The organism is Pseudomonas danubii (assembly GCF_042980055.1).
In the GTDB taxonomy this organism is placed as follows: domain Bacteria; phylum Pseudomonadota; class Gammaproteobacteria; order Pseudomonadales; family Pseudomonadaceae; genus Aquipseudomonas; species Aquipseudomonas danubii.
The window spans coordinates 3,124,115-3,143,073 of the sequence record NZ_CP116502.1 but is presented as its reverse complement, the minus strand read 5'-3'; the positions used below and the strand labels follow the sequence as shown (position 1 = coordinate 3,143,073).

General features: G+C 62.6%; 17 protein-coding genes and 2 pseudogenes. 7 read left to right on the top strand and 12 right to left on the bottom strand.

The features are described 5' to 3' along the window. Positions 1–40: 40 nt before the first annotated feature. The 7 genes from PFZ56_RS14590 to PFZ56_RS14560 all read right to left on the bottom strand — a co-directional run bounded on the left by PFZ56_RS14590 (position 41) and on the right by PFZ56_RS14560 (position 5,967). Complete coding sequence (locus PFZ56_RS14590; RefSeq protein ID WP_102878905.1) at positions 41–895, bottom strand: alpha/beta hydrolase; 855 nt, start codon at positions 893–895, stop codon at positions 41–43. Beyond that, on the bottom strand, positions 892–1,698 hold the full coding sequence (locus PFZ56_RS14585) for an alpha/beta fold hydrolase (protein ID WP_102863948.1): 807 nt from the start codon (positions 1,696–1,698) through the stop codon (positions 892–894). The genes PFZ56_RS14590 and PFZ56_RS14585 overlap by 4 nt, the downstream gene beginning before the upstream one ends. A 114-nt stretch (positions 1,699–1,812) precedes the next feature. Further along, positions 1,813–2,256 carry a hotdog fold thioesterase gene (locus PFZ56_RS14580; protein ID WP_102863949.1) on the bottom strand — a complete coding sequence of 148 codons (444 nt, stop codon included), beginning with the start codon at positions 2,254–2,256 and terminating at the stop codon, positions 1,813–1,815. A 33-nt stretch (positions 2,257–2,289) separates the two neighbouring features. Beyond that, on the bottom strand, positions 2,290–3,957 hold the full coding sequence (locus PFZ56_RS14575) for an AMP-binding protein (RefSeq protein WP_110652143.1): 1,668 nt from the start codon (positions 3,955–3,957) through the stop codon (positions 2,290–2,292). Between the two features lie 172 nt (positions 3,958–4,129). Continuing rightward, positions 4,130–4,579 carry a phosphohistidine phosphatase SixA gene (gene sixA, locus PFZ56_RS14570; RefSeq protein ID WP_170001254.1) on the bottom strand — a complete coding sequence of 150 codons (450 nt, stop codon included), beginning with the start codon at positions 4,577–4,579 and terminating at the stop codon, positions 4,130–4,132. Continuing rightward, positions 4,576–4,923: a DUF4389 domain-containing protein gene (locus PFZ56_RS14565; protein WP_110652144.1), complete on the bottom strand. Its 348-nt coding sequence runs from the start codon at positions 4,921–4,923 to the stop codon at positions 4,576–4,578. The genes sixA and PFZ56_RS14565 overlap by 4 nt, the downstream gene beginning before the upstream one ends. A gap of 18 nt (positions 4,924–4,941) precedes the next feature. Further along, on the bottom strand, positions 4,942–5,967 hold the full coding sequence (locus PFZ56_RS14560; protein WP_102878901.1) for an NAD(P)H-dependent glycerol-3-phosphate dehydrogenase: 1,026 nt from the start codon (positions 5,965–5,967) through the stop codon (positions 4,942–4,944). Positions 5,968–6,162: 195 nt separating this feature from the next. Between PFZ56_RS14560 and PFZ56_RS14555 the strand changes: the two genes are divergently transcribed. From PFZ56_RS14555 to fabB, 5 genes are all read left to right on the top strand, one after another. Continuing rightward, positions 6,163–8,289: a TonB-dependent receptor domain-containing protein gene (locus PFZ56_RS14555; protein ID WP_170001255.1), complete on the top strand. Its 2,127-nt coding sequence runs from the start codon at positions 6,163–6,165 to the stop codon at positions 8,287–8,289. 1 nt (position 8,290) lies between these two features. Then, on the top strand, positions 8,291–9,220 hold the full coding sequence (locus tag PFZ56_RS14550) for an ABC transporter substrate-binding protein (RefSeq protein WP_170001256.1): 930 nt from the start codon (positions 8,291–8,293) through the stop codon (positions 9,218–9,220). Continuing rightward, the gene (locus PFZ56_RS14545) at positions 9,217–11,118 is read left to right on the top strand and encodes an ATP-binding protein (protein ID WP_102878898.1); all 1,902 of its coding nucleotides are present in this window, start codon (positions 9,217–9,219) and stop codon (positions 11,116–11,118) included. The genes PFZ56_RS14550 and PFZ56_RS14545 overlap by 4 nt, the downstream gene beginning before the upstream one ends. Positions 11,119–11,364: 246 nt before the next feature. Next, on the top strand, positions 11,365–11,880 hold the full coding sequence (gene fabA / locus PFZ56_RS14540; protein ID WP_011060067.1) for a 3-hydroxyacyl-[acyl-carrier-protein] dehydratase FabA: 516 nt from the start codon (positions 11,365–11,367) through the stop codon (positions 11,878–11,880). Between the two features lie 11 nt (positions 11,881–11,891). Beyond that, the gene (gene fabB, locus PFZ56_RS14535) at positions 11,892–13,112 is read left to right on the top strand and encodes a beta-ketoacyl-ACP synthase I (protein ID WP_047302756.1); all 1,221 of its coding nucleotides are present in this window, start codon (positions 11,892–11,894) and stop codon (positions 13,110–13,112) included. 120 nt (positions 13,113–13,232) lie between these two features. On the opposite strand, the pseudogene PFZ56_RS14530 reads toward fabB, so the two are convergent. The 4 genes and pseudogenes from PFZ56_RS14530 to PFZ56_RS14515 all read right to left on the bottom strand — a co-directional run. Further along, positions 13,233–13,829: pseudogene (locus tag PFZ56_RS14530) on the bottom strand (methyl-accepting chemotaxis protein); the annotation flags it as partial. A gap of 306 nt (positions 13,830–14,135) precedes the next feature. After that, a pseudogene (locus PFZ56_RS14525) lies at positions 14,136–14,795 on the bottom strand (MCP four helix bundle domain-containing protein); the annotation flags it as partial. A gap of 202 nt (positions 14,796–14,997) precedes the next feature. After that, positions 14,998–15,462: a DUF3859 domain-containing protein gene (locus tag PFZ56_RS14520; RefSeq protein WP_102863958.1), complete on the bottom strand. Its 465-nt coding sequence runs from the start codon at positions 15,460–15,462 to the stop codon at positions 14,998–15,000. 72 nt (positions 15,463–15,534) lie between these two features. Then, entirely contained in the window at positions 15,535–16,512 is a 978-nt protein-coding gene (locus tag PFZ56_RS14515) for an amidohydrolase family protein (RefSeq protein ID WP_110595180.1), read from the bottom strand. Positions 16,513–16,705: 193 nt separating this feature from the next. Between PFZ56_RS14515 and PFZ56_RS14510 the strand changes: the two genes are divergently transcribed. Both PFZ56_RS14510 and PFZ56_RS14505 read left to right on the top strand, forming a co-directional pair. Further along, entirely contained in the window at positions 16,706–17,122 is a 417-nt protein-coding gene (locus tag PFZ56_RS14510) for an OsmC family protein (protein ID WP_102878895.1), read from the top strand. A 62-nt stretch (positions 17,123–17,184) separates the two neighbouring features. Then, the gene (locus PFZ56_RS14505) at positions 17,185–18,060 is read left to right on the top strand and encodes a pirin family protein (protein ID WP_170001257.1); all 876 of its coding nucleotides are present in this window, start codon (positions 17,185–17,187) and stop codon (positions 18,058–18,060) included. 100 nt (positions 18,061–18,160) lie between these two features. On the opposite strand, the gene PFZ56_RS14500 is transcribed toward PFZ56_RS14505, so the two are convergent. Continuing rightward, the gene (locus tag PFZ56_RS14500) at positions 18,161–18,889 is read right to left on the bottom strand and encodes a dienelactone hydrolase family protein (RefSeq protein ID WP_170001258.1); all 729 of its coding nucleotides are present in this window, start codon (positions 18,887–18,889) and stop codon (positions 18,161–18,163) included. Positions 18,890–18,959 lie beyond the last annotated feature (70 nt).

Sequence of the window (18,959 nt, the reverse complement as noted above, 5' to 3'; positions counted from 1 at the left end):
CATTTCAACCCGCCCAGCCTCGACAGTTGACCCCGTCAAGTCAAGGAACGGCGAAAAACCGATTGAAACAGTCTGCGACAAAGCGGGCACCGGTCTCATCGTTGAGATGCAGATGGTGGCCGCCTGGCAGCTGCTCACGGCTAAAGGGTAGACGCTGCAACAGCGCTTCATGCCTGGCCAACATGCCATCGGCCGCTACCACCAGTTGAGTTGGACAACTGACACGCTGGACGAAGGACATGGCCTGTTCCTCGGTCAGCCGCAGCGGCGAGGCTAGGGTCAGGCGACTGTCACTGCGCCAGGTGTAGCCACCGGCAACCGGCATCAGGCCACGCTGGGCCAGCAGTTCGGCAGCCTCGCGACTGACCGCGACCAGTCCCTTCATCCGTGCTTCGATGGCCCGTTCCAGAGTGCGATAGACCGGTTTGCTCTTGTCCTGCAGGTTGATTTGCGCCTGCAGGGCCATGCCCAGGCGTTCGGCGGCGTCCTCGCCCTTGGCGGTCGGTGGAATGACCCCGTCGATCAAGGCCAGGTGGCTGACCCGCTCCGGCAGCGCGGCCGCCAGCACCAGGGATACGATCGCCCCCAGGGAATGGCCCATCAGGGCGAAACGCTTCCAGCCCAGCTGTTCAGCGACTTGCAGCACGTCGTACACGTAGTCCCACAAGGCATAGCCGGCCCCCAGGGGGCGATGCCCGGAATGACCATGGCCGGCCAGGTCCAGGGCAACGATACGCAGACCTTTGAGCTTGGGCGCCAGCCGGGCAAAGCTGTTGGCGTTGTCCAGCCAGCCGTGCAGGGCGATGACCGGTAAACCGTCCTCGGGCCCGAACAGATGAGCCGCCAGTTCGATGTGGGGCAGACTCAGGCGCACTTCCTCGACGGTATGGCTCATGCACAACTCCGTTGCTGGCGATCGTCCCAGCGGCTGAACAGCTCCTTGAGCAAGGCCGCCGTGGCAGTGGGCCGCTCAAGAGGAAACATGTGGCCGCCGGGCATGGTCAGCGATTCCCCATGGGGCATGCGCCCCACTGCACTGGTGTGATGACGCATCACTACCCGACTCTGCTGCCCCCGCACCACCGCCAGGGGCACCTTTAGCTGGCGGGCACTGCCAGGACTGGTGTGGGGCACGCCGCGATAGATGCTGATCTCGGTAGCCGGATCGAAGCGCAACCGCAGGCGGTCGCCCACTTGCTGCAGGCCATGCTGCAAATACGCGTCCAGACAGTCCGGATCGAACGCGCGAAACAGGGTCTTGCGCGAGAAGTAGCTGCGGGCCGCTTCGATATCGGCAAATTCCTCACGACGTCCCAGGGTGCGCCCGGCGGGAGTCAAGCGGTCGATGAAACCAAACCGCTTGGCGGCGCGGATCACCCATTGATCGGCACGGGTCAGCACCGGGGAATCGAGCATGACCACGCCCCGATACAGTTCCGGACAACGCAAGGCCGCATGCAAGTGCAACACCCCGCCCAATGAATGTCCGACGCCCCATACCGGCTGGGCCTGCTGTTGCAGGTGGTGAATCAATTCGTCCACCAGGCTGCGCCAGTTATCGTCCACCGGAAAACGCGGGTCATGGGCGTGCTGCTGCAAGTGGCTGACCTGGAATTCAGGCGCCAAGGCAGCGAACAACTTGCCGTAAGTCCCGGAGGGAAACCCATTGGCGTGAGCGAAAAACACCTGTTGCGACATACCGACTCATCCATCCACCAAACCAACAACGATTGTCCGCAAGGCCCCGTACCAGGGCAATGACCGTAACGGACAGGAATGCTGACACCCGGGCTCAGCCTATGACCCGTTGTTTCAAGCCACCGGCGGTTTCTGTCCCAGTGGCACCACGGCCATGGTCAGGCGCGAGACGCAACTGGCCTTGCCTTCATCACTGCTCAAGCGGATGTCCCAGACATGGGTAGTGCGCCCGATATGAATGGCCCTGGCTACCGCTGTCACCCGACCGCTGCGCAAGCCCCGCAGGTGGTTGGCGTTGATCTCCAGGCCCACGCAATAGAACTGGCTGGCATCGATGCACAGATAGCTGGCCATGGAGCCGACGCTTTCCGCCAGCACCACCGACGCGCCGCCATGCAACAGGCCATAGGGCTGGTGGGTGCGATGGTCGATGACCATGCTCGCCGTCAACGACTCCTCGTCGTAGGACTCAAAGCGAATATCCAGCACTTCGCCGATGGTGTTCTTCTGGATTGCGTTCAGTTGTTCGATGTTCGGAGTGGTACGCCACAGACTCATCGCCGCTTCCTTCTCTCGGGTTGTTCTTGTCGATCAATCCTGCCACAGCACGGCTTCGCCACGCTCGCTCCAGGTTTGAAAACTCCCGCCATAGGTGGCTTCGATCACATTGCGCTTGATCTTCAGGGTCGGGGTCAGAAAGCCGTTCTCCACGGCCCAGTTGTCCTTGACCACCACTAGCCGATGCAAACGCTCGTGTTTGTCCAGACTGCCGTTGACCTGAACCAGGAGACTTTCCAGGCTGCTGTGCAGCCCTTCCCGGGAGCTGCCGCCAGCAGCCTGCAAGCCGGCCGCCGAAAGCACACACAACCCCAGGGGCGCGCTCAAGCCATCGCCCACCACACACACCTGCTCGATATGGGCATGCACCGCCAGGCGATTCTCGATGGGGGCCGGGGCCACATACTTGCCCTTGCTGGTCTTGAAGATTTCCTTGAGCCGGCCAGTCAGGCGCAAATTGCCGGCAGCATCCTGCTCCCCTTTGTCCCCCGTGCGCAAAAAACCATCCTCGGTGATGGTTTCCGCCGTTTTCTGCGGGTCCTTGTAATAACCCAGCATGGTGGCCCCGCTGCGCACCTGGACCTCCCCTGCCTCATCGATACGCACTTCGACCTCCGGACAGGGCCGGCCGATCCAGCCCGGAACATGCTCCCCGGACCGCCCGATATGGGAATAACCGCAGCTTTCGGTCATGCCGTAAACCTCCAGCACGTCCAGGCCCAGGCGGCGATACCAATGCAACAGGGTCTGAGGTACCGGCGCCGCGCCCGACAAGGCCACGCGCAATGCGTCGAGCCCCAATCCGGCCAGCACCTTGTGACCGACGCGCCTGCCGATAAAAGGCAGGCCCAAAAGAAAATCCAGACGCTTGGCCGGCACCTTGCTGTACACCCCCATCTGGAACTTGGTCCAGATCCGCGGCACGCCAAACAGTGCAGTGGGCCGGGCCCGCTGCAGGTCAACCAGGAAAGTGTCGAGGCTTTCGGCAAAGAACACAGTCTGCCCGGTGTAGATCGCCGCCATCTCGACGAACATGCGTTCGGCCACATGACACAACGGCAGGTAGGACAGCAACCGATCCTCGGGGCCCAGGCCGAAAAGCCCGACGCCGTGACTGGCGGCAAAGCCCAGGTTGCCGAAACTGTGCATCACGCCCTTGGGCAGGCCGGTGGTGCCGGAGGTGTAGATAATGGTGGCCAGTTGATCCGCAGGCGGGCAAGGGCTATCCGCCAGGGGCTCGCTACGCTGCACCTGTTCCCAGTCGAAATCGAAATGCCCCTCGGGGCCCAGCGGCAGACGGATGGTGGGCAACCCGGGCTTCAACCCCGGGGCCATGCCCGGCCAGTCATCAAGCTTGCCGATGAATGCCAGGGCCGACTCGGAGTGCTCCAGCACCTGGGCCACCGAATCGGCTGTGAGGTTGGGATACAGCGGCACCGACACATGCCCGGCCATCCAGATCGCCAAGTCGCTGATGATCCAGTGCGCGGAGTTCTTGCCAATGATTGCAATGTGGCTGCCAGGAGCCAGCTGCCGTTCCCGCAGCCACTGGGCGGCACGACGGGCCTGCTGGCCGACGTCGAACCAGCTCAACGCCTGCACCTGCCCTCCGGCGCTGGGCTGCACCAGGAAACGTTGCTGGGGATGACGAGCTTCGCGCTCGTAGAACACTTGCAGCGGCAAACGAAAAGCAGCAGCCATGACTCGCTCCTTTGTTTTTATTCTGTTCGCGACACCAACCAAGCACTTGCTTGGCTGACTATTCCACGCACAAAGGAGCGCTGCAAGTTAAGAAATGTAGCGGATCACGACCCGATACCAAGCGGGGGCAAAAGGTCATGACGGCCAGGGGATTCCCTGGCCGCCGCCAGCATCAAGGGTGCTTGACGCCGTTAAGGATCATCAGCCCCGCCAGAGGCCAGTCGCCTTCCAGCTCCGCCAGGCTGGCGGTGTTCATGGGCTGGGGATCACGCAGATGGCCATGCTGCAACAGGCCGATCAGGCTACCCACCAGGGGTTGATGGCTGACCAGCAGCAGATTGTCCGCACCGTCCAGTTGCTGCAGCACCTGCAGCGGATTGGCCTCCGGCGTCAGCCAGGGCACGGTACGGATCTCTGCTTCGAACCCCAGGGCCTCGCGTACCAGCTGGGCCGTTTGCTGGGCTCGTACATAAGGGCTGGCGATGATTGCGCTGATGGGCTGGCCAATCAGTTGCGCGGCGCTGCCCAGCACTTCCTCACGGCCGTGGGCGGTGAGATTGCGCTGGGCATCGGTGGGCGCGTGGGATTCGGCCTGGCCATGGCGCAGGACCCACAGTTTCACAGCTTGGGCTCCTCATCGCGCACCGGATGGGGGGCTGGCGGCACGCTATGGGGAGCCTCCCCCTCAGGTGCTCGTGGGGCTGGCCAATCCGAGAACGGCCAGGGTTTCTGTTCGGTATGGAAGCTGCCGAAACGGCCGATCTGAGCCAGGAACTGACTCAGGCTGTCACCGAAGTTCATCAGGCCGGCATTGGGAGCGCCGTAGATCAACCGATAAACAAGCTGCACCAGGACCAGGGCACCAAGGAGAAACTGCGCCACCTGCCACACCATCACGAACACCAGCATCCACAGCACGCGCAGGAGGATGGATTCGTATTTGGCTTCGGAATTCGTATCGTTCATGTCTGGCTCCTGTGCTACTCAGTTGAATCCGCTGGTGGAGATAAAATCGACGTCGGTTTTCGGCTCGCCGCGCATCAAGAGCTCGATCACCTGATTCAGCGTACGCCCTTCGAACAGGATCGCGTGCAGCCCGGCTACCAGCGGCATGTAGACCCCCAACTCCTGAGCCTTGACCTTGAGCACCTTGAGGGTGTTAACGCCCTCCGCCACTTCGCCAAGACGCGTCACCGCCTCTTCCAGGCTCAGGCCCTGGCCCAGGGCAAAGCCCACCTGATAGTTGCGGCTCTTGGGCGAGGAACAGGTGACGATCAGGTCACCGACACCCGCCAGACCGAGAAAGGTCATGGGATTGGCACCCTGGCTCACGGCAAAGCGGGTCATTTCCGCCAGCGCGCGGGTAATCAGCATGCTCTTGGTGTTTTCCCCCATGCCCAGGGCCACCGCCATGCCGGCGATGATCGCGTAGACGTTCTTCAGCGCTCCGCCCAGCTCCACGCCAAAGCGGTCGGCACTGGCATAGACGCGGAACGTCCGGCCATGCAACACAGCCTGGACCTGCTGGCACAGTTCTTCGTCTTCGCTGGCGACCACGGTGGCGGTCAGGGCGTGCTCGGCCACTTCGCGGGCCAGATTGGGCCCAGAGAGCACGCCGATCCGCGCTTGCGGGGCGATATCCTCGAGGATCTCGCTCATCAGTTTGAAGGTCTGGGCCTCGATGCCCTTGGTCAGGCTGACCAGCATCTTGCCGCTCAACAGTTGTGCGTGGGGGGCCAGTACCGAGCGCAGGGCGCTGGAAGGCAAGGCGACAAAGCACAGGTCACTGTCATTCAGGGTGGCCAGCAGATCGGTGACCGGCTCCACTGCCGGATGAATCTTGATGCCCTTGAGATAGCGCGGATTCTCGCGATTGACCCGAATGGCCTCGGCCTGTTCGGGGTCACGCATCCACTGCCGCACCGGGTGACCGTTCTCGGCCAGCAGATTGGCCACGGCGGTACCAAAACTTCCGCCTCCCAGGACCGCAATAGGGCGCTGTTGTGTCATATGCAATCCGTTTATCCATAGCAGTGGCGATGGCGGCATTATACGGGGCGGTTTCCCCACCACCAGCCCCAGCGGCCATTCAGACGATCTGTCGGGAACGGGTGGACTCATTCGGGGAATGTCGGGCTTATCGACTGGAAAACTCGACTGTCTCGGTTAACATGCGCGCCATCTTTCAAGATTCAAGGCTGTGCCGTGTCCATTGGCCCCTCACCTCTTCGTCTGTCGCTGCTGCTGGGCATGTTGTTCGGCTACCCAGCGCTGGCCGACGATTTGTTCATGGATGGCAGCGCCCTGCCCGAGGTCCTCACCGCCACGCGCCTGAAGCAATCCCCAGCCGCCGTCCCCGGCAGCATGACGGTGCTCGACAATGAACTGATCAAGGCCAGCGGCGCGCGGGACATCAGCGAACTGCTGCGCCTGGTGCCGGGGATGATGGTCGGCGCCATCAGCGGCAATCAGGCCACGGTCAACTACCACGGCACCAACGCCAGCGAAGCCCGGCGCATGCAGGTACTGATCGATGGGCGCTCGGTGTATCGCGCGGGCCTGGCCACGGTGGACTGGAGCGATATTCCGGTAGCCATGGAAGACATCGAGCGCATCGAAGTGTTTCGCGGCCCCAACACCGTCAGCTACGGCGCCAACGCACTGATGGCGGTGGTCAACATCATTACCCGCTCACCCGCCAACAGCCACGGCACGCGCTTCAAGGTGACCAGGGGCCAGCGCGGTATCAACGACTGGTACGCCAGCCAGGGCACCGGCTGGGAAAGCGGCGACCTGCGGCTGTCGTTGTCGGGGCAGGAAGACGATGGCTTCGACAGCCGCCTCGACGGTTCGGACTACCGCGACAGCAGGCGCTTGAATCGCGTCAGTCTGTCGGTGAGCCAGATGCTCAATGAACAGCAGAGCATCGATTGGCAATTGAACGCCAAGGAAGGCACCAACCAGCGACCTTATACCTACAAGCCGGTGTTCTATGGCGTGTCCCAACAGGGCAACAACTCCGACGTGGTGGCCAAGGACTACGCCGGGTCACTGCGCTGGAACCTGGAACTCAATCCGCAGCACAGCCTTTATGTCCAGGGCTCGGCTCAGCACTGGGATCGCCAGCAGACTTGGCGCGCCTGTGACGCGGCGATTTCCTTCAGCCCCGAGCTGACCCGCCTGTGGCAAATCAATCCGAATTACGCCGAGCGCCTGGCGCGCGGCATCAAAGGTTTCAGCGATGCCGGTGCCCCGCCCCCGGGATCTCCCGCCGAGCAGGCCATAGCCCAGCAGGTCCTCACCCAGTGGAACGCCGGCGGCAAGCAAACCGTCTGCGGCAATATCGACCAGAGCGCCCGGGAGACCCGCTACGACCTGGAGTTGCAGGACACCCTGAGCCTCAGCGATAACCTGCGACTGGTCAGCGGCATGAACTATCGTTACGACCGGGCCGACTCCGAAACCTACTTCAACGGCACCCTCGACGACACCACCTGGCGCCTGTTCGGCCAGTTGGAGTGGCGGGCCAGCGAACACTGGCTGATCCAGGGCGGGGCTATGTACGAAGACACCCAGCTGACCGGCAACTCGCTGACGCCACGGATCGCCGTCAACTACCTGATCAACCCGCGCCACGGGCTGCGCGCGGTGTATTCGGAAGCCATCCGCTCTGCGGACATGTTCGAGAACAACGTCAACTGGAGCTACCGGGTCACCGGTCTGAGCGCTCCGGTCTACGGCCAGAACAGCGCCCAGTACTTCGTCAGGACCCGTGGCCCCGGCAATCTTGACCAAGAGCACATGCGCTCTCGGGAGCTGGGCTACAACGGCTATTTCAGCGACCAGGCACTGAATCTGGACATCAAGCTGTTCTACGACGAAATCAGCGGAATGATCAGCGAACCGCTGCGCAACAACCAGTACATCGCCAGCAACAACAACTCGGCGCGCTTCTCCGGCACCGAGGGCCAGCTGGACTGGCAACTGAGCCGCGCCGACCGCCTGCGCCTGACCTACGCCTATGTCCACGCGCAAGCCAGCAATCGCCTGGACCAGCACCTGACCGCCAGCAACAGCGGTTCTGCCGGCTGGCTGCGCAATTGGGGCCAGGGCTGGTCCAGCGCCCTCTTCTACTATGGTGACAACGCCCTCAACGGCTACCGCTTCCAGCGCATCGACACCCGCATTGCCAAGCGCCTGGCCCTGGGCAAGGCCAGCCTGGAACTGGCAGGCACGCTGCAACAGCGGCTTGACCATGAGCCCACCACCTTCGCCGACAACCTCTACGACTCACGGCACGTGGCCTACCTCAGTGCCGAGCTGGAGTTCTAGCATGGGCCAGCGCGGGCCCTGGAAGGCCCTGGGCATTCATCGCTGTCTCGGTATCTGCCTGATCCTCCTGGGCATGCTGCTGGCGACTCCGCTGCGGGCAGCCGACGTGTTGCTGACCGCCAGTGAAGGCAGCGACAGCGTGCGCACCTTCACCGAGGAACTGGCCACCCAGCGGCCTCAGGACCAGGTGCGCTTCGTGCCCTTGGCACAACTGCCGGCACCGAGCCAACTGCCCGCAGCCACGCGCCTGATCCTGCTGGACCCGCAAAGCCTCGACTGGCGCCTGCAAGACCCGCAAGGGCCGGCCACCCTGGTCCTGCGGATCAGCCGCCTGCAGGCCCAGCAGCGCCTGCAAGGCGCGCCTCACCCCAAACTCAGCCTGCTCTGGAGCGACCCGCCCTTGAGCCGCCAACTGCGGCTGATCCACAAGGTGCTGCCCCAAGTGCGCCGGATCGGCGTGCTGTACAGCGAGGACAGCCAGTTCCTGCTCAGGGAACTGCGCGACGCAGCGCAATCCATGGAAATGGAAATCGTCGCCGAACCCTGGGACAGCACCAATGACAGCCGTCCGATGCAAAACCTGTTGCGCAACAGCCAGGTGCTGCTGGGCCTGGACGACCCCAAGCTGTACAACCCGAAAACCGTGAAGAACCTGCTGCTGAGCAGCTACGCCCGGCAACAGGCGCTGATCGGGCCCAATGCCGGCTTCGTCAGGGCCGGCAGCCTGGCCAGCACCTACAGCGACCAGCAGGACTGGCTGCAGACCCTGGACAGCCTGCTGGATCAGGCACCAGCCCACTGGCCCAGGGAGCTGTACCCGGCGGCCTTCAAAGTACTGAGCAATCCACAGGTGGCACGCTCCCTGGGCATCGAGGAAATCGACCCGCAAGCCGTCGCGCACCAGTTGAGTGAAGGAGAGAAACGCCCATGACATTGCGTCGCCGGTGGGATATCCAGACCCGCACTCAGCTCATCAGCCTGGGCCCGGCCCTGCTCCTGACTCTGCTGCTGATCAGCTTTTTCACCTTCGTGCGCCTCCAGGATCTGCGCCAGGAGTTGAACCATACCGGCCAACTGATCGCCAACCAATTGGCCCCGGCCACTGAGTACGGGGTGATCTCCGGCAACAACGAGGGCCTGGAAAGCCTGTTGCAAGCCACTCTGGCCACGCCTCATGTGCACTTTCTGGAAGTCCAGGACAGTGCCAACAACATCCTGGTGTATGTCGAGCAGCCGTCCGCCAGTCACAACCATGCCCAGCAGATCAAGGTCTTCCAGGCGCCGGTGCGCTTGCAACGCATTCAGGTGCACAACGACTTTCTGCAGAATGATCCCGCCAGCCTGAGCCCCCAGGGCGACGGTTACCTGGGGCGGGTCATTGTCGGCATGTCCAATGACGCCTTCAGCCAGCGTCAACAGGAAATCCTCCTCAAGGCCGGGATTCTCGCCCTGTTCGCCCTGCTCTTCACCTTCTTCCTGGCCCGACGCCTGGCGGCCGGCCTGGCGCAACCCATCAGCGCCATGGGCCACGCGGTGAAGGCGATTCAGGAAGGCGACTTCAAGACGCCGCTGCCGATTGTCGACGACGGCGAGCTGGGCAATCTGGCGCGACATATCAACAACCTCGCCGCCGGCCTGGAACTGGCCAGCCGTGAGCAGCAACAGGCAATGTCACAACTGATCCAGACCCGGGAAGATGCCGAGCGGGCGAACAAGGCCAAATCGGACTTCCTGGCGATGATGAGCCATGAGCTGCGTACCCCGATGAACGGCGTACTGGGGATGCTGCAATTGCTGGAAACCACCGAGATGACCCAAGAGCAGAGCGAGTACGCGGCACTGGCCTCGGAGTCCACCGAGCACCTGCTGAAGGTGATCAATGACATCCTCGACTTCTCGCGCATCGAACGCTCGGCCCTGGAGCTGGAACACATTCCGTTCAACCTCGCCGAGTTGATCAGCAGCTGCGCCCAGGCCTTCCAGCACAGCGCATTGCAACGAGGCCTGGACCTGCAACTGCGGCTGCCGCCGGGCATGGAGTCGCTGCAGGTCAAGGGCGACCCGACGCGAATCCGCCAGATCCTGGTCAACCTGATCGGCAACGCGCTGAAGTTCACCGAACAAGGCAGCGTCACCATCGAGCCCCAGTGGCAGGCCCTGGATCACGAACTCCTGTGGTTCACCTGCTCGGTGCGCGACAGCGGGATCGGCATCAGCCCGGCCAGCCTGGAGCTGATGTTCGATGCATTCCAGCAGGCCGACAGCTCGATTTCCCGACGCTACGGCGGCACGGGCCTCGGCCTGCCTATCGCCCGGACCCTGGCTGAACGCATGGGCGGCACCCTGCGGGCCCAGAGCGAGGAAGGCCAGGGCTCGGTGTTCACCCTGGAAATCCCCCTGGCGCTGTTTCAGCAAAGCCTGCCCGTGCTGGCGCCGCGAGTGAACACGGCCGCTCACCAGGGCGAAGGCCGCAACGTGCTACTGGTGGAGGACAACCCGGTGAACCAGACCGTGATCCAGGCCATGTTGCGCAGCCTGGGCTTCACCGTCAGCATCGTCACCGACGGCGCCCAGGCGGTACGCAGCGCCGAAAGCCTGATTTTCGAGGCCATTCTGATGGACTGCCGACTGCCACTGGTCGACGGCTACGAAGCCACCCGGCAGATCCGCCAACTGCCCGGCTGCGCTGATTTACCGATCATCGCCCTGACCGCCAACGCCTTGCAGGGCGACCGTGAGGCCTGCCTGGCGGCGGGCATGAACGACTACCTGGCCAAGCCGTTCAAGCGGGCTGATCTGCAGCAAATTCTCCAACGTTGGGTGCAGTAACAGGCTATTTTCCAACAGGTGCGACTGGCGTGACGGGCGAAAGTGCGGCAGTCTTAGGCACCCGACGGGCCCCGAAAAGGCCCTCAAAAAAAATTTCAGTGCACAAGTGTACATTCATGCCCTTTGCGCTGTGACTTTCACTACAACGCAATAGTCTATGAGTAGGCTGCCGGCTCGAGGCATGAACGCTTCGATCGGCCGGGAAGATTGCCCAACCCTGCCGCACGGGACTATTGAGGAGCTCGCATGACCAAACAAAACGCCTTTACTCGGGAAGACCTGCTGCGCTGCAGTCGCGGTGAGCTGTTCGGCCCAGGTAACGCGCAACTGCCCGCCCCCAACATGCTGATGGTGGATCGCATCACCCATATCAGCGAAGAGGGTGGCAAGTACGGTAAAGGTGAATTGGTCGCTGAGCTGGATATCACTCCAGACCTGTGGTTCTTCGCTTGCCACTTCGAAGGCGATCCGGTGATGCCGGGCTGCCTGGGCCTGGATGCCATGTGGCAACTGGTCGGTTTTTTCCTCGGCTGGCAAGGCCTGCCGGGCCGCGGCCGCGCCCTGGGTTCGGGGGAAGTGAAATTCTTCGGCCAGGTACTGCCGACCGCGAAAAAAGTCACCTATAACATTCACATCAAGCGCGTGCTCAAGGGCAAGCTGAACATGGCCATCGCCGATGGTTCGGTCAGCGTTGACGGCCGCGAAATCTATACCGCCGAAGGCCTCCGGGTCGGCGTGTTTACCTCAACTGACAACTTCTAAGGGTTATCCGCATGCGCCGCGTCGTTATCACTGGTCTGGGCATTGTTTCGTGCCTGGGCAATGACAAAGAGACCGTCTCCGCTAACCTGCGTGCAAGTCGCCCTGGCATCCGCTTCAACCCGGAATATGCCGAAATGGGTCTGCGTAGCCAGGTTTCCGGCTCCATTGACCTGAATCTTGAAGAACTGATCGATCGCAAGATCTATCGCTTCGTCGGCCACGCAGCGGCTTACGCCTACCTGGCCATGAAAGACGCCATCGCCGACTCCGGCCTGAGCGAAGAGCAAGTGTCCAACCCCCGCACCGGCCTGATCGCCGGCTCCGGCGGCGCTTCGACCCTGAACCAGATGGAAGCACTGGACATCCTGCGCGAGAAAGGCGTCAAGCGCGTTGGCCCGTACCGTGTAACGCGGACCATGAGCAGCACCGTTTCCGCCTGCCTGGCCACGCCGTTCAAGATCAAGGGCCTGAACTACTCCATCGCTTCTGCCTGCGCCACCAGTGCTCACTGCATCGGTACCGCCATGGAACAGATCCAGATGGGCAAGCAGGACATCGTCTTCGCCGGTGGCGGTGAAGAAGAGCACTGGACCCAGTCGTTCCTGTTCGACGCCATGGGCGCCCTGTCCACCCAGTACAACGAAACCCCGGAAAAAGCCTCCCGCGCCTATGACGCCAAGCGTGACGGTTTCGTCATCGCCGGCGGTGGCGGCATGGTGGTGGTCGAGGAGCTGGAACACGCTCTGGCCCGTGGCGCGAAGATCTACGCGGAAATCGTCGGCTACGGCGCCACTTCCGATGGCTACGACATGGTGGCTCCAAGCGGCGAAGGCGCAATCCGCTGCATGCAGATGGCCATGTCCACCGTCGACGCACCGATCGACTACCTGAACACCCACGGCACCTCGACTCCGGTCGGCGACGTTGCCGAGATGAAGGGCGTGCGTGAAGTGTTCGGCGACAAGGCTCCAGCCATCAGTTCCACCAAGAGCCTGTCGGGTCACTCCCTGGGCGCCGCCGGCGTTCACGAAGCGATCTACTGCATGCTGATGATGGAAGGCAACTTCATGGCCGGTTCGGCCAACATCGACGAGCTGGATCCGGAAGTGGCCGACATGCCGATCCTGACCAAGACTCGCGAAGACGCCACCATCAACACCGTGATGAGCAACAGCTTCGGCTTCGGTGGCACCAACGCTACCCTGGTGCTGAAACGCTGGCAGGGCAAGTAAGCCCCGCCGCTTCGCCGAATGAAAAAGCCCCGACTGGTTCGGGGCTTTTTTTCGCCTGGCGTTCGCCGGTAAGCCGACGCCCAAGCAACCTGCACGAGCCAGCTTGCCAGCGAAAGCGCCTCACACCGAGAAGCGCGCCACCATGGTGTTCAGATCCACCGCCAGCCGTGACAGCTCCTGGCTGGCGGCGCTGGTCTGGTTGGCCCCCGCCGAGGTCTGCAGCGCCAGATCGCGGATGTTCATCAGATTGCGATCCACTTCCCGCGCTACCGCGGCCTGCTGCTCCGAGGCACTGGCAATCACGATATTGCGCTCGTTGATCAAGGTGAAGGCCGAAGCGATTTCCTCCAGCGCCTGACCTGCCGCCTTGGCCACTTCCAGGGTCGAGCGGGCCCGGCTGTTGCTGTGCTGCATGGAACTGACCGCCTGGTCGGTGCCTTGCTGGATCCCGCCAATCATCTGCTCGATTTCCTGGGTCGACTGCTGAGTCCGATGGGCCAGGGCCCGCACTTCGTCTGCCACCACGGCAAACCCGCGCCCGGCATCCCCGGCTCGCGCAGCCTCGATGGCCGCGTTCAGTGCCAGCAGGTTGGTCTGTTCGGCGATGGAGCGAATCACATCCAGCACCTTGCTGATGCCATAGACCTTCTGTGCCAGCTCTTCCACCTGGCTGGCATTGGTCGTCACATCCTCGGCCAGCAACTCGATGGAGAGCACCGTCTGATGCACCTGCTCACGCCCATGCTGGGCGATCCGGTCCGACTCCCGAGAGGCTTCGGAGGTGGCCACGGCATTGCTGGCCACCTCCTCCACCGCGGCGGTCATCTGATTCACCGCAGTGGCCGCCTGCTCGATTTCCAGGCTCTGCTGATGCAGGCCCCGGGTCGCATCCTCGGTCACGCAACTGAGCTCTTCCGAGGCGGAGGCCAACTGGCTGGAGGAGTCGGAAATGCGCCGGATGGTTTCCCGCAGGCTGTGCTGCATGGCCTTGAGCGCCAGCAACAGACGCGCCGGTTCATCCTTGCCAACCACCGTGATGTCACCCGTCAGGTCGCCGCCGGCCACCACCTCGGCGACACTCAGGGACTGGGCCAGGGGCAGGACGATGCTGCGGGTCAGCAACAATGCCAGGCCAATGGTCACCAGCGCCGCCACCGCGATCATGCCCACCACCCAGACCCGCGACTTGCTGAACACGGCCTGGGCCAGGTCCGTGGCCTGGGTCGCGCTCTGCTTGTTCAACTCGACCAGTTCATGCAGGGTCGCCGCCATGTCATCGGCCAATTGATTCATCTCGCCATTGACCACCTTGATCGCCTCTTCCAGCTGGTTCTGGCTGGAAAAGGCCATGACCTGGGCCTGGCGCTGCAGGTACTGCTTCTCAATGGCCTTGAAACGATCGAACAGGACCCGTTCCTGGGGCAGCACGATCAATGACTCATAGCGCCCCTGGGCAACCCCCAGGCCAGTCTTGATGTCGTTGATCTTTTTTTCGTTCTGGACAATCGCTTGCGGGTCGCGATTGATCAGCAGACGCAGGGTCAGGGCACGGATGCGCAGCAGGTCCTGACTCATGTCACCGACGAACATGACGCTGGGCAGCCAATTGCTTTCCACTTCATCGGACTGCTGGCGCATATTGGCCATCTGCATCAGGGCGAATGCCCCGAGGGCAAACACCATCAGCGCCAGCAAGCCGAAACCCAGGCCTGCGCGCGGCGCGATATTGAGACTTCTAAGGCTCATTCCTCTGGCTCCTTCCTAGAGCGCTGCAAGAACTTGCAGCAGGGTGCTCTTAGACGGTATCGGGCCGTTGGAAAATTGCGTAAGACAAAAACGTGATATCAAAACGCCCTAGCACTCCAATACTTGGGCGTAAAACGATTCAGCGCACAGAAAATCGCTGTTCTGCCAACAAACGGTCGCCCTGAAAGACCATGAAGTGCCATTCGCCGGGCACCACTTCATGGTTCTCCGTGAATTCGTAGGCCATCACATCCTGAGGTGCATTGGGTACCAGTTTCTGGGTGATCTCGAACTTGTCGTGGCGCGCCCCGTCCGGGGTACGGATGCCCGGAGTCAGGTAGAGCAGAGTCAGGGGCTGATCCTCGGCCACCTTGCCCAGCAACTGGTAACGCATACCGAACTTGGTCCCCAGCTTGGCGGGCACCACCGAGGTTTGCTGGATCTTCTCGTTGCTGCGGCGCAGCACCCGCTCCCCCGATTGCAGCTCGGCCTTGGGCCCTTCGAACACGCCGTATTCCACCGGTCCTTCAACACGGACTTCGGCACTGGCCAGGCCAGTGAAGATCATCAGCGCCGCCAATGCGCTTAAACGAGTGAGGTGCATATCGCGCTCCTTGATTGAGATGGCGCGAGCTTATGAAGCAGGCGTGACAGGCTGATGACAGACTGGGGCCTGCTAAGGGCGACTTTTGGCGGGAAGGATGGCGAGAAAATTGTCATGGGCCACCTTGCGCGCCACCTCCTCCGGCAAGGCATCGAGGAAGACATCGAAGCTGTGCAGCTCGCGCCCCAGCTTGTTGAAGCGCCCGACCACATCCGAACCGAGCATGAAGCGCTCCGGGAAGCGCTCCACCAACTGCAGCCATGCCTGGCTGGGGTTGCCCTGCTCATCCAGCAGATAGGGCGTGAGCAGGCTCCAGGACAGGTCGATGTACAGATTGGGGTAGCTCTCCAGCAGCCGCGTCAGGGTCGGCAGCAAGAATTCCAGGCGGGTCTGGTGACGATGGATCTCGGCGCTGGTGCCAGCGTGGGCCCAAATAAAGCGCGTATGGGGGTGATTGCGCAGCGGCTCTTCGATTTCTGCCAGGTACAGCGGGTTGCGTTCGCGCTTGGAGGTGATGTTGGAATGCAGCATGACCGGCAGGTCGTTCTCCGCCGCCAGGTGATAGACCTTGGTCATCGCCTCGTTGTTGGCCCGTGGCGTGTCTCCGGCAGTCAAGGCCGTGAGGTCGTCATGGCGGGTGAAGACCTCACCGATGCCCTGCCACAGCCCCGGATCAAGGTCGAGCATGCGCTGGATATGCGCCGCGGAGTTCTTGTCATTGGGATTGAAACCGGACAGGAAGGGATGAAAACGCTGACGCTGCTCAGGGGGCAGTTGCTTAACCGCAGCCGCCACCAGCACGTCGGTGGCGCTGTACCAATAGGCATCAGCATCATCACCGGCGTAATAGCGTGGACGCTTGGGTTCATCCTCGTGCCATTTCTTGGCCACCGGAATGCCGGAAATCATCACCTGTTCAATACGGTTGTCAGCCATGGCCTTGAGCAACGCATCCATGCCCGCGGATTCCTGGAAGAAGTCCACGTAATGCAAGTGAGCATCGCTGTAGCGGTAATCCCGTGCCTGGGCCGCCACGCCGGGCAGCAGCATCAGCAACGCTCCAAGGCAGGTTCCGTATAAATGATTCCAGTACACCGCAGCGTCTCCAAAGGGTTGCAGCCGGGTAGACCCTGCACCCCAGCAGCAGGTTCAGAAAAAAGGGGAACGCCTGTGCCTCCCCATGCTCTATAACTTCAGCACCTTTACAGCCTGATCCGATACTCATCACTGCCTGAGGTTTGCCATGACCATTACCGTCAATACCGAGTCCAGCGAAGGTTTCCGCCACAGCATCCAGGTGGATGACCACCAGTTGTTCACCGACCTGCCCCAGTACGCCGGTGGCGAAGGCACCGCCCCCGAGCCCCATGACTACTTCGATGCCGCCCTAGGGGCCTGCAAGGCCCTGACCCTGAAGCTCTATGCGCAGAAGAAGAACATCCCGCTGACCGGGGTCACGGTGGAGCTCAAGCACGACAACAGCCAGGAGCCGCAAGGCAAATACGCCCTGCATGTAAAGCTGACCCTCAAGGGCGTGCTCACCGATGCCCAGCGTGATGAGCTGCACCGGGTGGCCGACCGTTGCCCGATCCACAAGCTGATGACCACCAGCGAAGTCAGCATCGAGACCCACCTCTCCGAAGGCGCCTTCAGCCAATAGCGGCAAGGCTGGCACACGCGGGTTATGCTCCCGGGCATAACCCGATCAGCCTGGAATCCGCCATGAACTCACCCCTCGTGATCCGTCCCCGTGCCGAGGACGTTGAAGGCCAGCCCATCCTGCGCCCCCTGCCTTCGGCCCAGTGCCGCAGTGTCGGGCCCTTCGTGTTCTTCGACCATATGCTGGAAACCCGCTACCCGCCGGGCAAGGGCATGAATATCCGCCAACATCCGCATATCGGCCTGTCCACCCTGACCTACCTGTTCGCCGGGCAGATCCAGCACAAGGACAGCCTGGGCTCCGACCAGATCGTGGAGGCCGGAGACGTCAGCTGGATGACCGCCGGCAGCGCCATCGCCCATGTCGAACGCACGCCAGCCCCCTTGCTGGCCCAGGGGTTCGCCATGCACGGCCTGCAGGTCTGGCTGGCCTCGCCCCAAGAGCAGGAGCAAGGCCCGGGGCATTACAGCCATCACCCGGCCAGCAGCCTGCCGGTGAGCGACAACCTGGGGGTGAGCATCCGCATGATCGCCGGCAGCGGCTTCTGCCTGGAATCGCCGGTGCCGGTACTCTCCCCCACCCTGTACGCCGAACTGCGACTGCAGACCGCCACCAGCCTGCTGATTCCCACCGAGCACCCGCAGCGCGCGCTGTATGTACTGGACGGCGAGGCACAACTGGACGGCGAGCCTTTGCCCGTGCACGCGCTAGTGGTATTGCCGGAGGGGGAGAACGCCACGCTGTTCGCCGAAAGCGATTGTCACGCAGTGCTGATCGGCGGCGCGCCCCTGGACGGTCCTCGCCGGATCAATTGGAACTTCGTGGCCAGCGATCCGGCGCGTATCGAGGAAGCGCGCCAACGCTGGGCGGCCGGGGATTGGCCGCAGGTGCCAGGAGAAAGCGAGCGCATCGAATTGCCACCCCCCCCCCGCCACTGATCGCTAGGAGCCGGCTTGCCGGCGAACAGGCCCGTGAGTCTGGCGTTGCTCTCACTGATGCCTTCGCTGGCTAGCCAGCTCCGGAATCAGAGGCGGCGGGTCAGCCGCAGAAAACTTCGTCCAGCAGGTAATGCATGGTGGCGAAGGCCCGCGCCGAGGTCTTGGCGTCGTACATCATCTTGCCCGGTACATTGGCGTGGGTATCGGTGAAGGAATGCACCGCACCGCCATAGCTGACCAGTTGCCAGTCCACACCCGCCGCATCCATTTCCGCCTCGAAGGCCGGCAGTTGCTCCTTGGCCACTAACGGGTCCGCCGCACCGTGCAGTACCAGTACCGAACCCTTGATATTGTTCGCGTCGCTAGGGTTGGGGGTGTCCAGGGTGCCGTGGAACGACACCGCCGCCTTCACTGGCGCGCCACTGCGGGCCAGCTCCAGGGCGCAGCAGCCGCCAAAGCAGAAACCGAAGGTGGCCAGCCTGGAAGTGTCCACCGCTGCTTCGCCCTGACTCTGCAAGGCCGCAAAGGCCGCCTGCATGCGCTTGCGCAACAACACCCGGTCATCCTTGAGCGGCATCATCGCGGCACCGGCCTCACTGGCATCGCTGGGACGCAGCGACTGGCCATACAGATCAGCGATCAGTACCACGTAGCCCTTGGCCGCCACCGCCTCGGCGATCTTCTCCGCGCCGGCGCTGACGCCCATCCAGTTCGGCGCCATCAGCAACCCCGGGCGCGCGCCTTGATGGGCGGCATCGAAGGCCAGTCGACCTTCATAGGGCTGGCCATCGATCTGATAGACCACGGAACGCACTGTGATTTGACTCATGACTCAGCTTCTCCAGTAGAGGGACACCAGAATGAAAAAACCCGCCGAAGCGGGTTTTTCTTGCAACGTG

Coding starts and splice junctions, on each gene's coding strand:
- PFZ56_RS14520 (WP_102863958.1), bottom strand. CDS start 15,462: ATGCACCTCACTCGTTTAAGCGCATTGGCGGCGCTGATGATCTTCACT.
- PFZ56_RS14590 (WP_102878905.1), bottom strand. CDS start 895: ATGAGCCATACCGTCGAGGAAGTGCGCCTGAGTCTGCCCCACATCGAA.
- PFZ56_RS14580 (WP_102863949.1), bottom strand. CDS start 2,256: ATGAGTCTGTGGCGTACCACTCCGAACATCGAACAACTGAACGCAATC.
- PFZ56_RS14550 (WP_170001256.1), top strand. CDS start 8,291: ATGGGCCAGCGCGGGCCCTGGAAGGCCCTGGGCATTCATCGCTGTCTC.
- PFZ56_RS14545 (WP_102878898.1), top strand. CDS start 9,217: ATGACATTGCGTCGCCGGTGGGATATCCAGACCCGCACTCAGCTCATC.
- fabB (WP_047302756.1), top strand. CDS start 11,892: ATGCGCCGCGTCGTTATCACTGGTCTGGGCATTGTTTCGTGCCTGGGC.
- fabA (WP_011060067.1), top strand. CDS start 11,365: ATGACCAAACAAAACGCCTTTACTCGGGAAGACCTGCTGCGCTGCAGT.
- PFZ56_RS14565 (WP_110652144.1), bottom strand. CDS start 4,923: ATGAACGATACGAATTCCGAAGCCAAATACGAATCCATCCTCCTGCGC.
- PFZ56_RS14560 (WP_102878901.1), bottom strand. CDS start 5,967: ATGACACAACAGCGCCCTATTGCGGTCCTGGGAGGCGGAAGTTTTGGT.
- PFZ56_RS14515 (WP_110595180.1), bottom strand. CDS start 16,512: ATGCTGCTGCCCGGCGTGGCGGCCCAGGCACGGGATTACCGCTACAGC.
- PFZ56_RS14505 (WP_170001257.1), top strand. CDS start 17,185: ATGAACTCACCCCTCGTGATCCGTCCCCGTGCCGAGGACGTTGAAGGC.
- PFZ56_RS14510 (WP_102878895.1), top strand. CDS start 16,706: ATGACCATTACCGTCAATACCGAGTCCAGCGAAGGTTTCCGCCACAGC.
- PFZ56_RS14575 (WP_110652143.1), bottom strand. CDS start 3,957: ATGGCTGCTGCTTTTCGTTTGCCGCTGCAAGTGTTCTACGAGCGCGAA.
- PFZ56_RS14500 (WP_170001258.1), bottom strand. CDS start 18,889: ATGAGTCAAATCACAGTGCGTTCCGTGGTCTATCAGATCGATGGCCAG.
- PFZ56_RS14585 (WP_102863948.1), bottom strand. CDS start 1,698: ATGTCGCAACAGGTGTTTTTCGCTCACGCCAATGGGTTTCCCTCCGGG.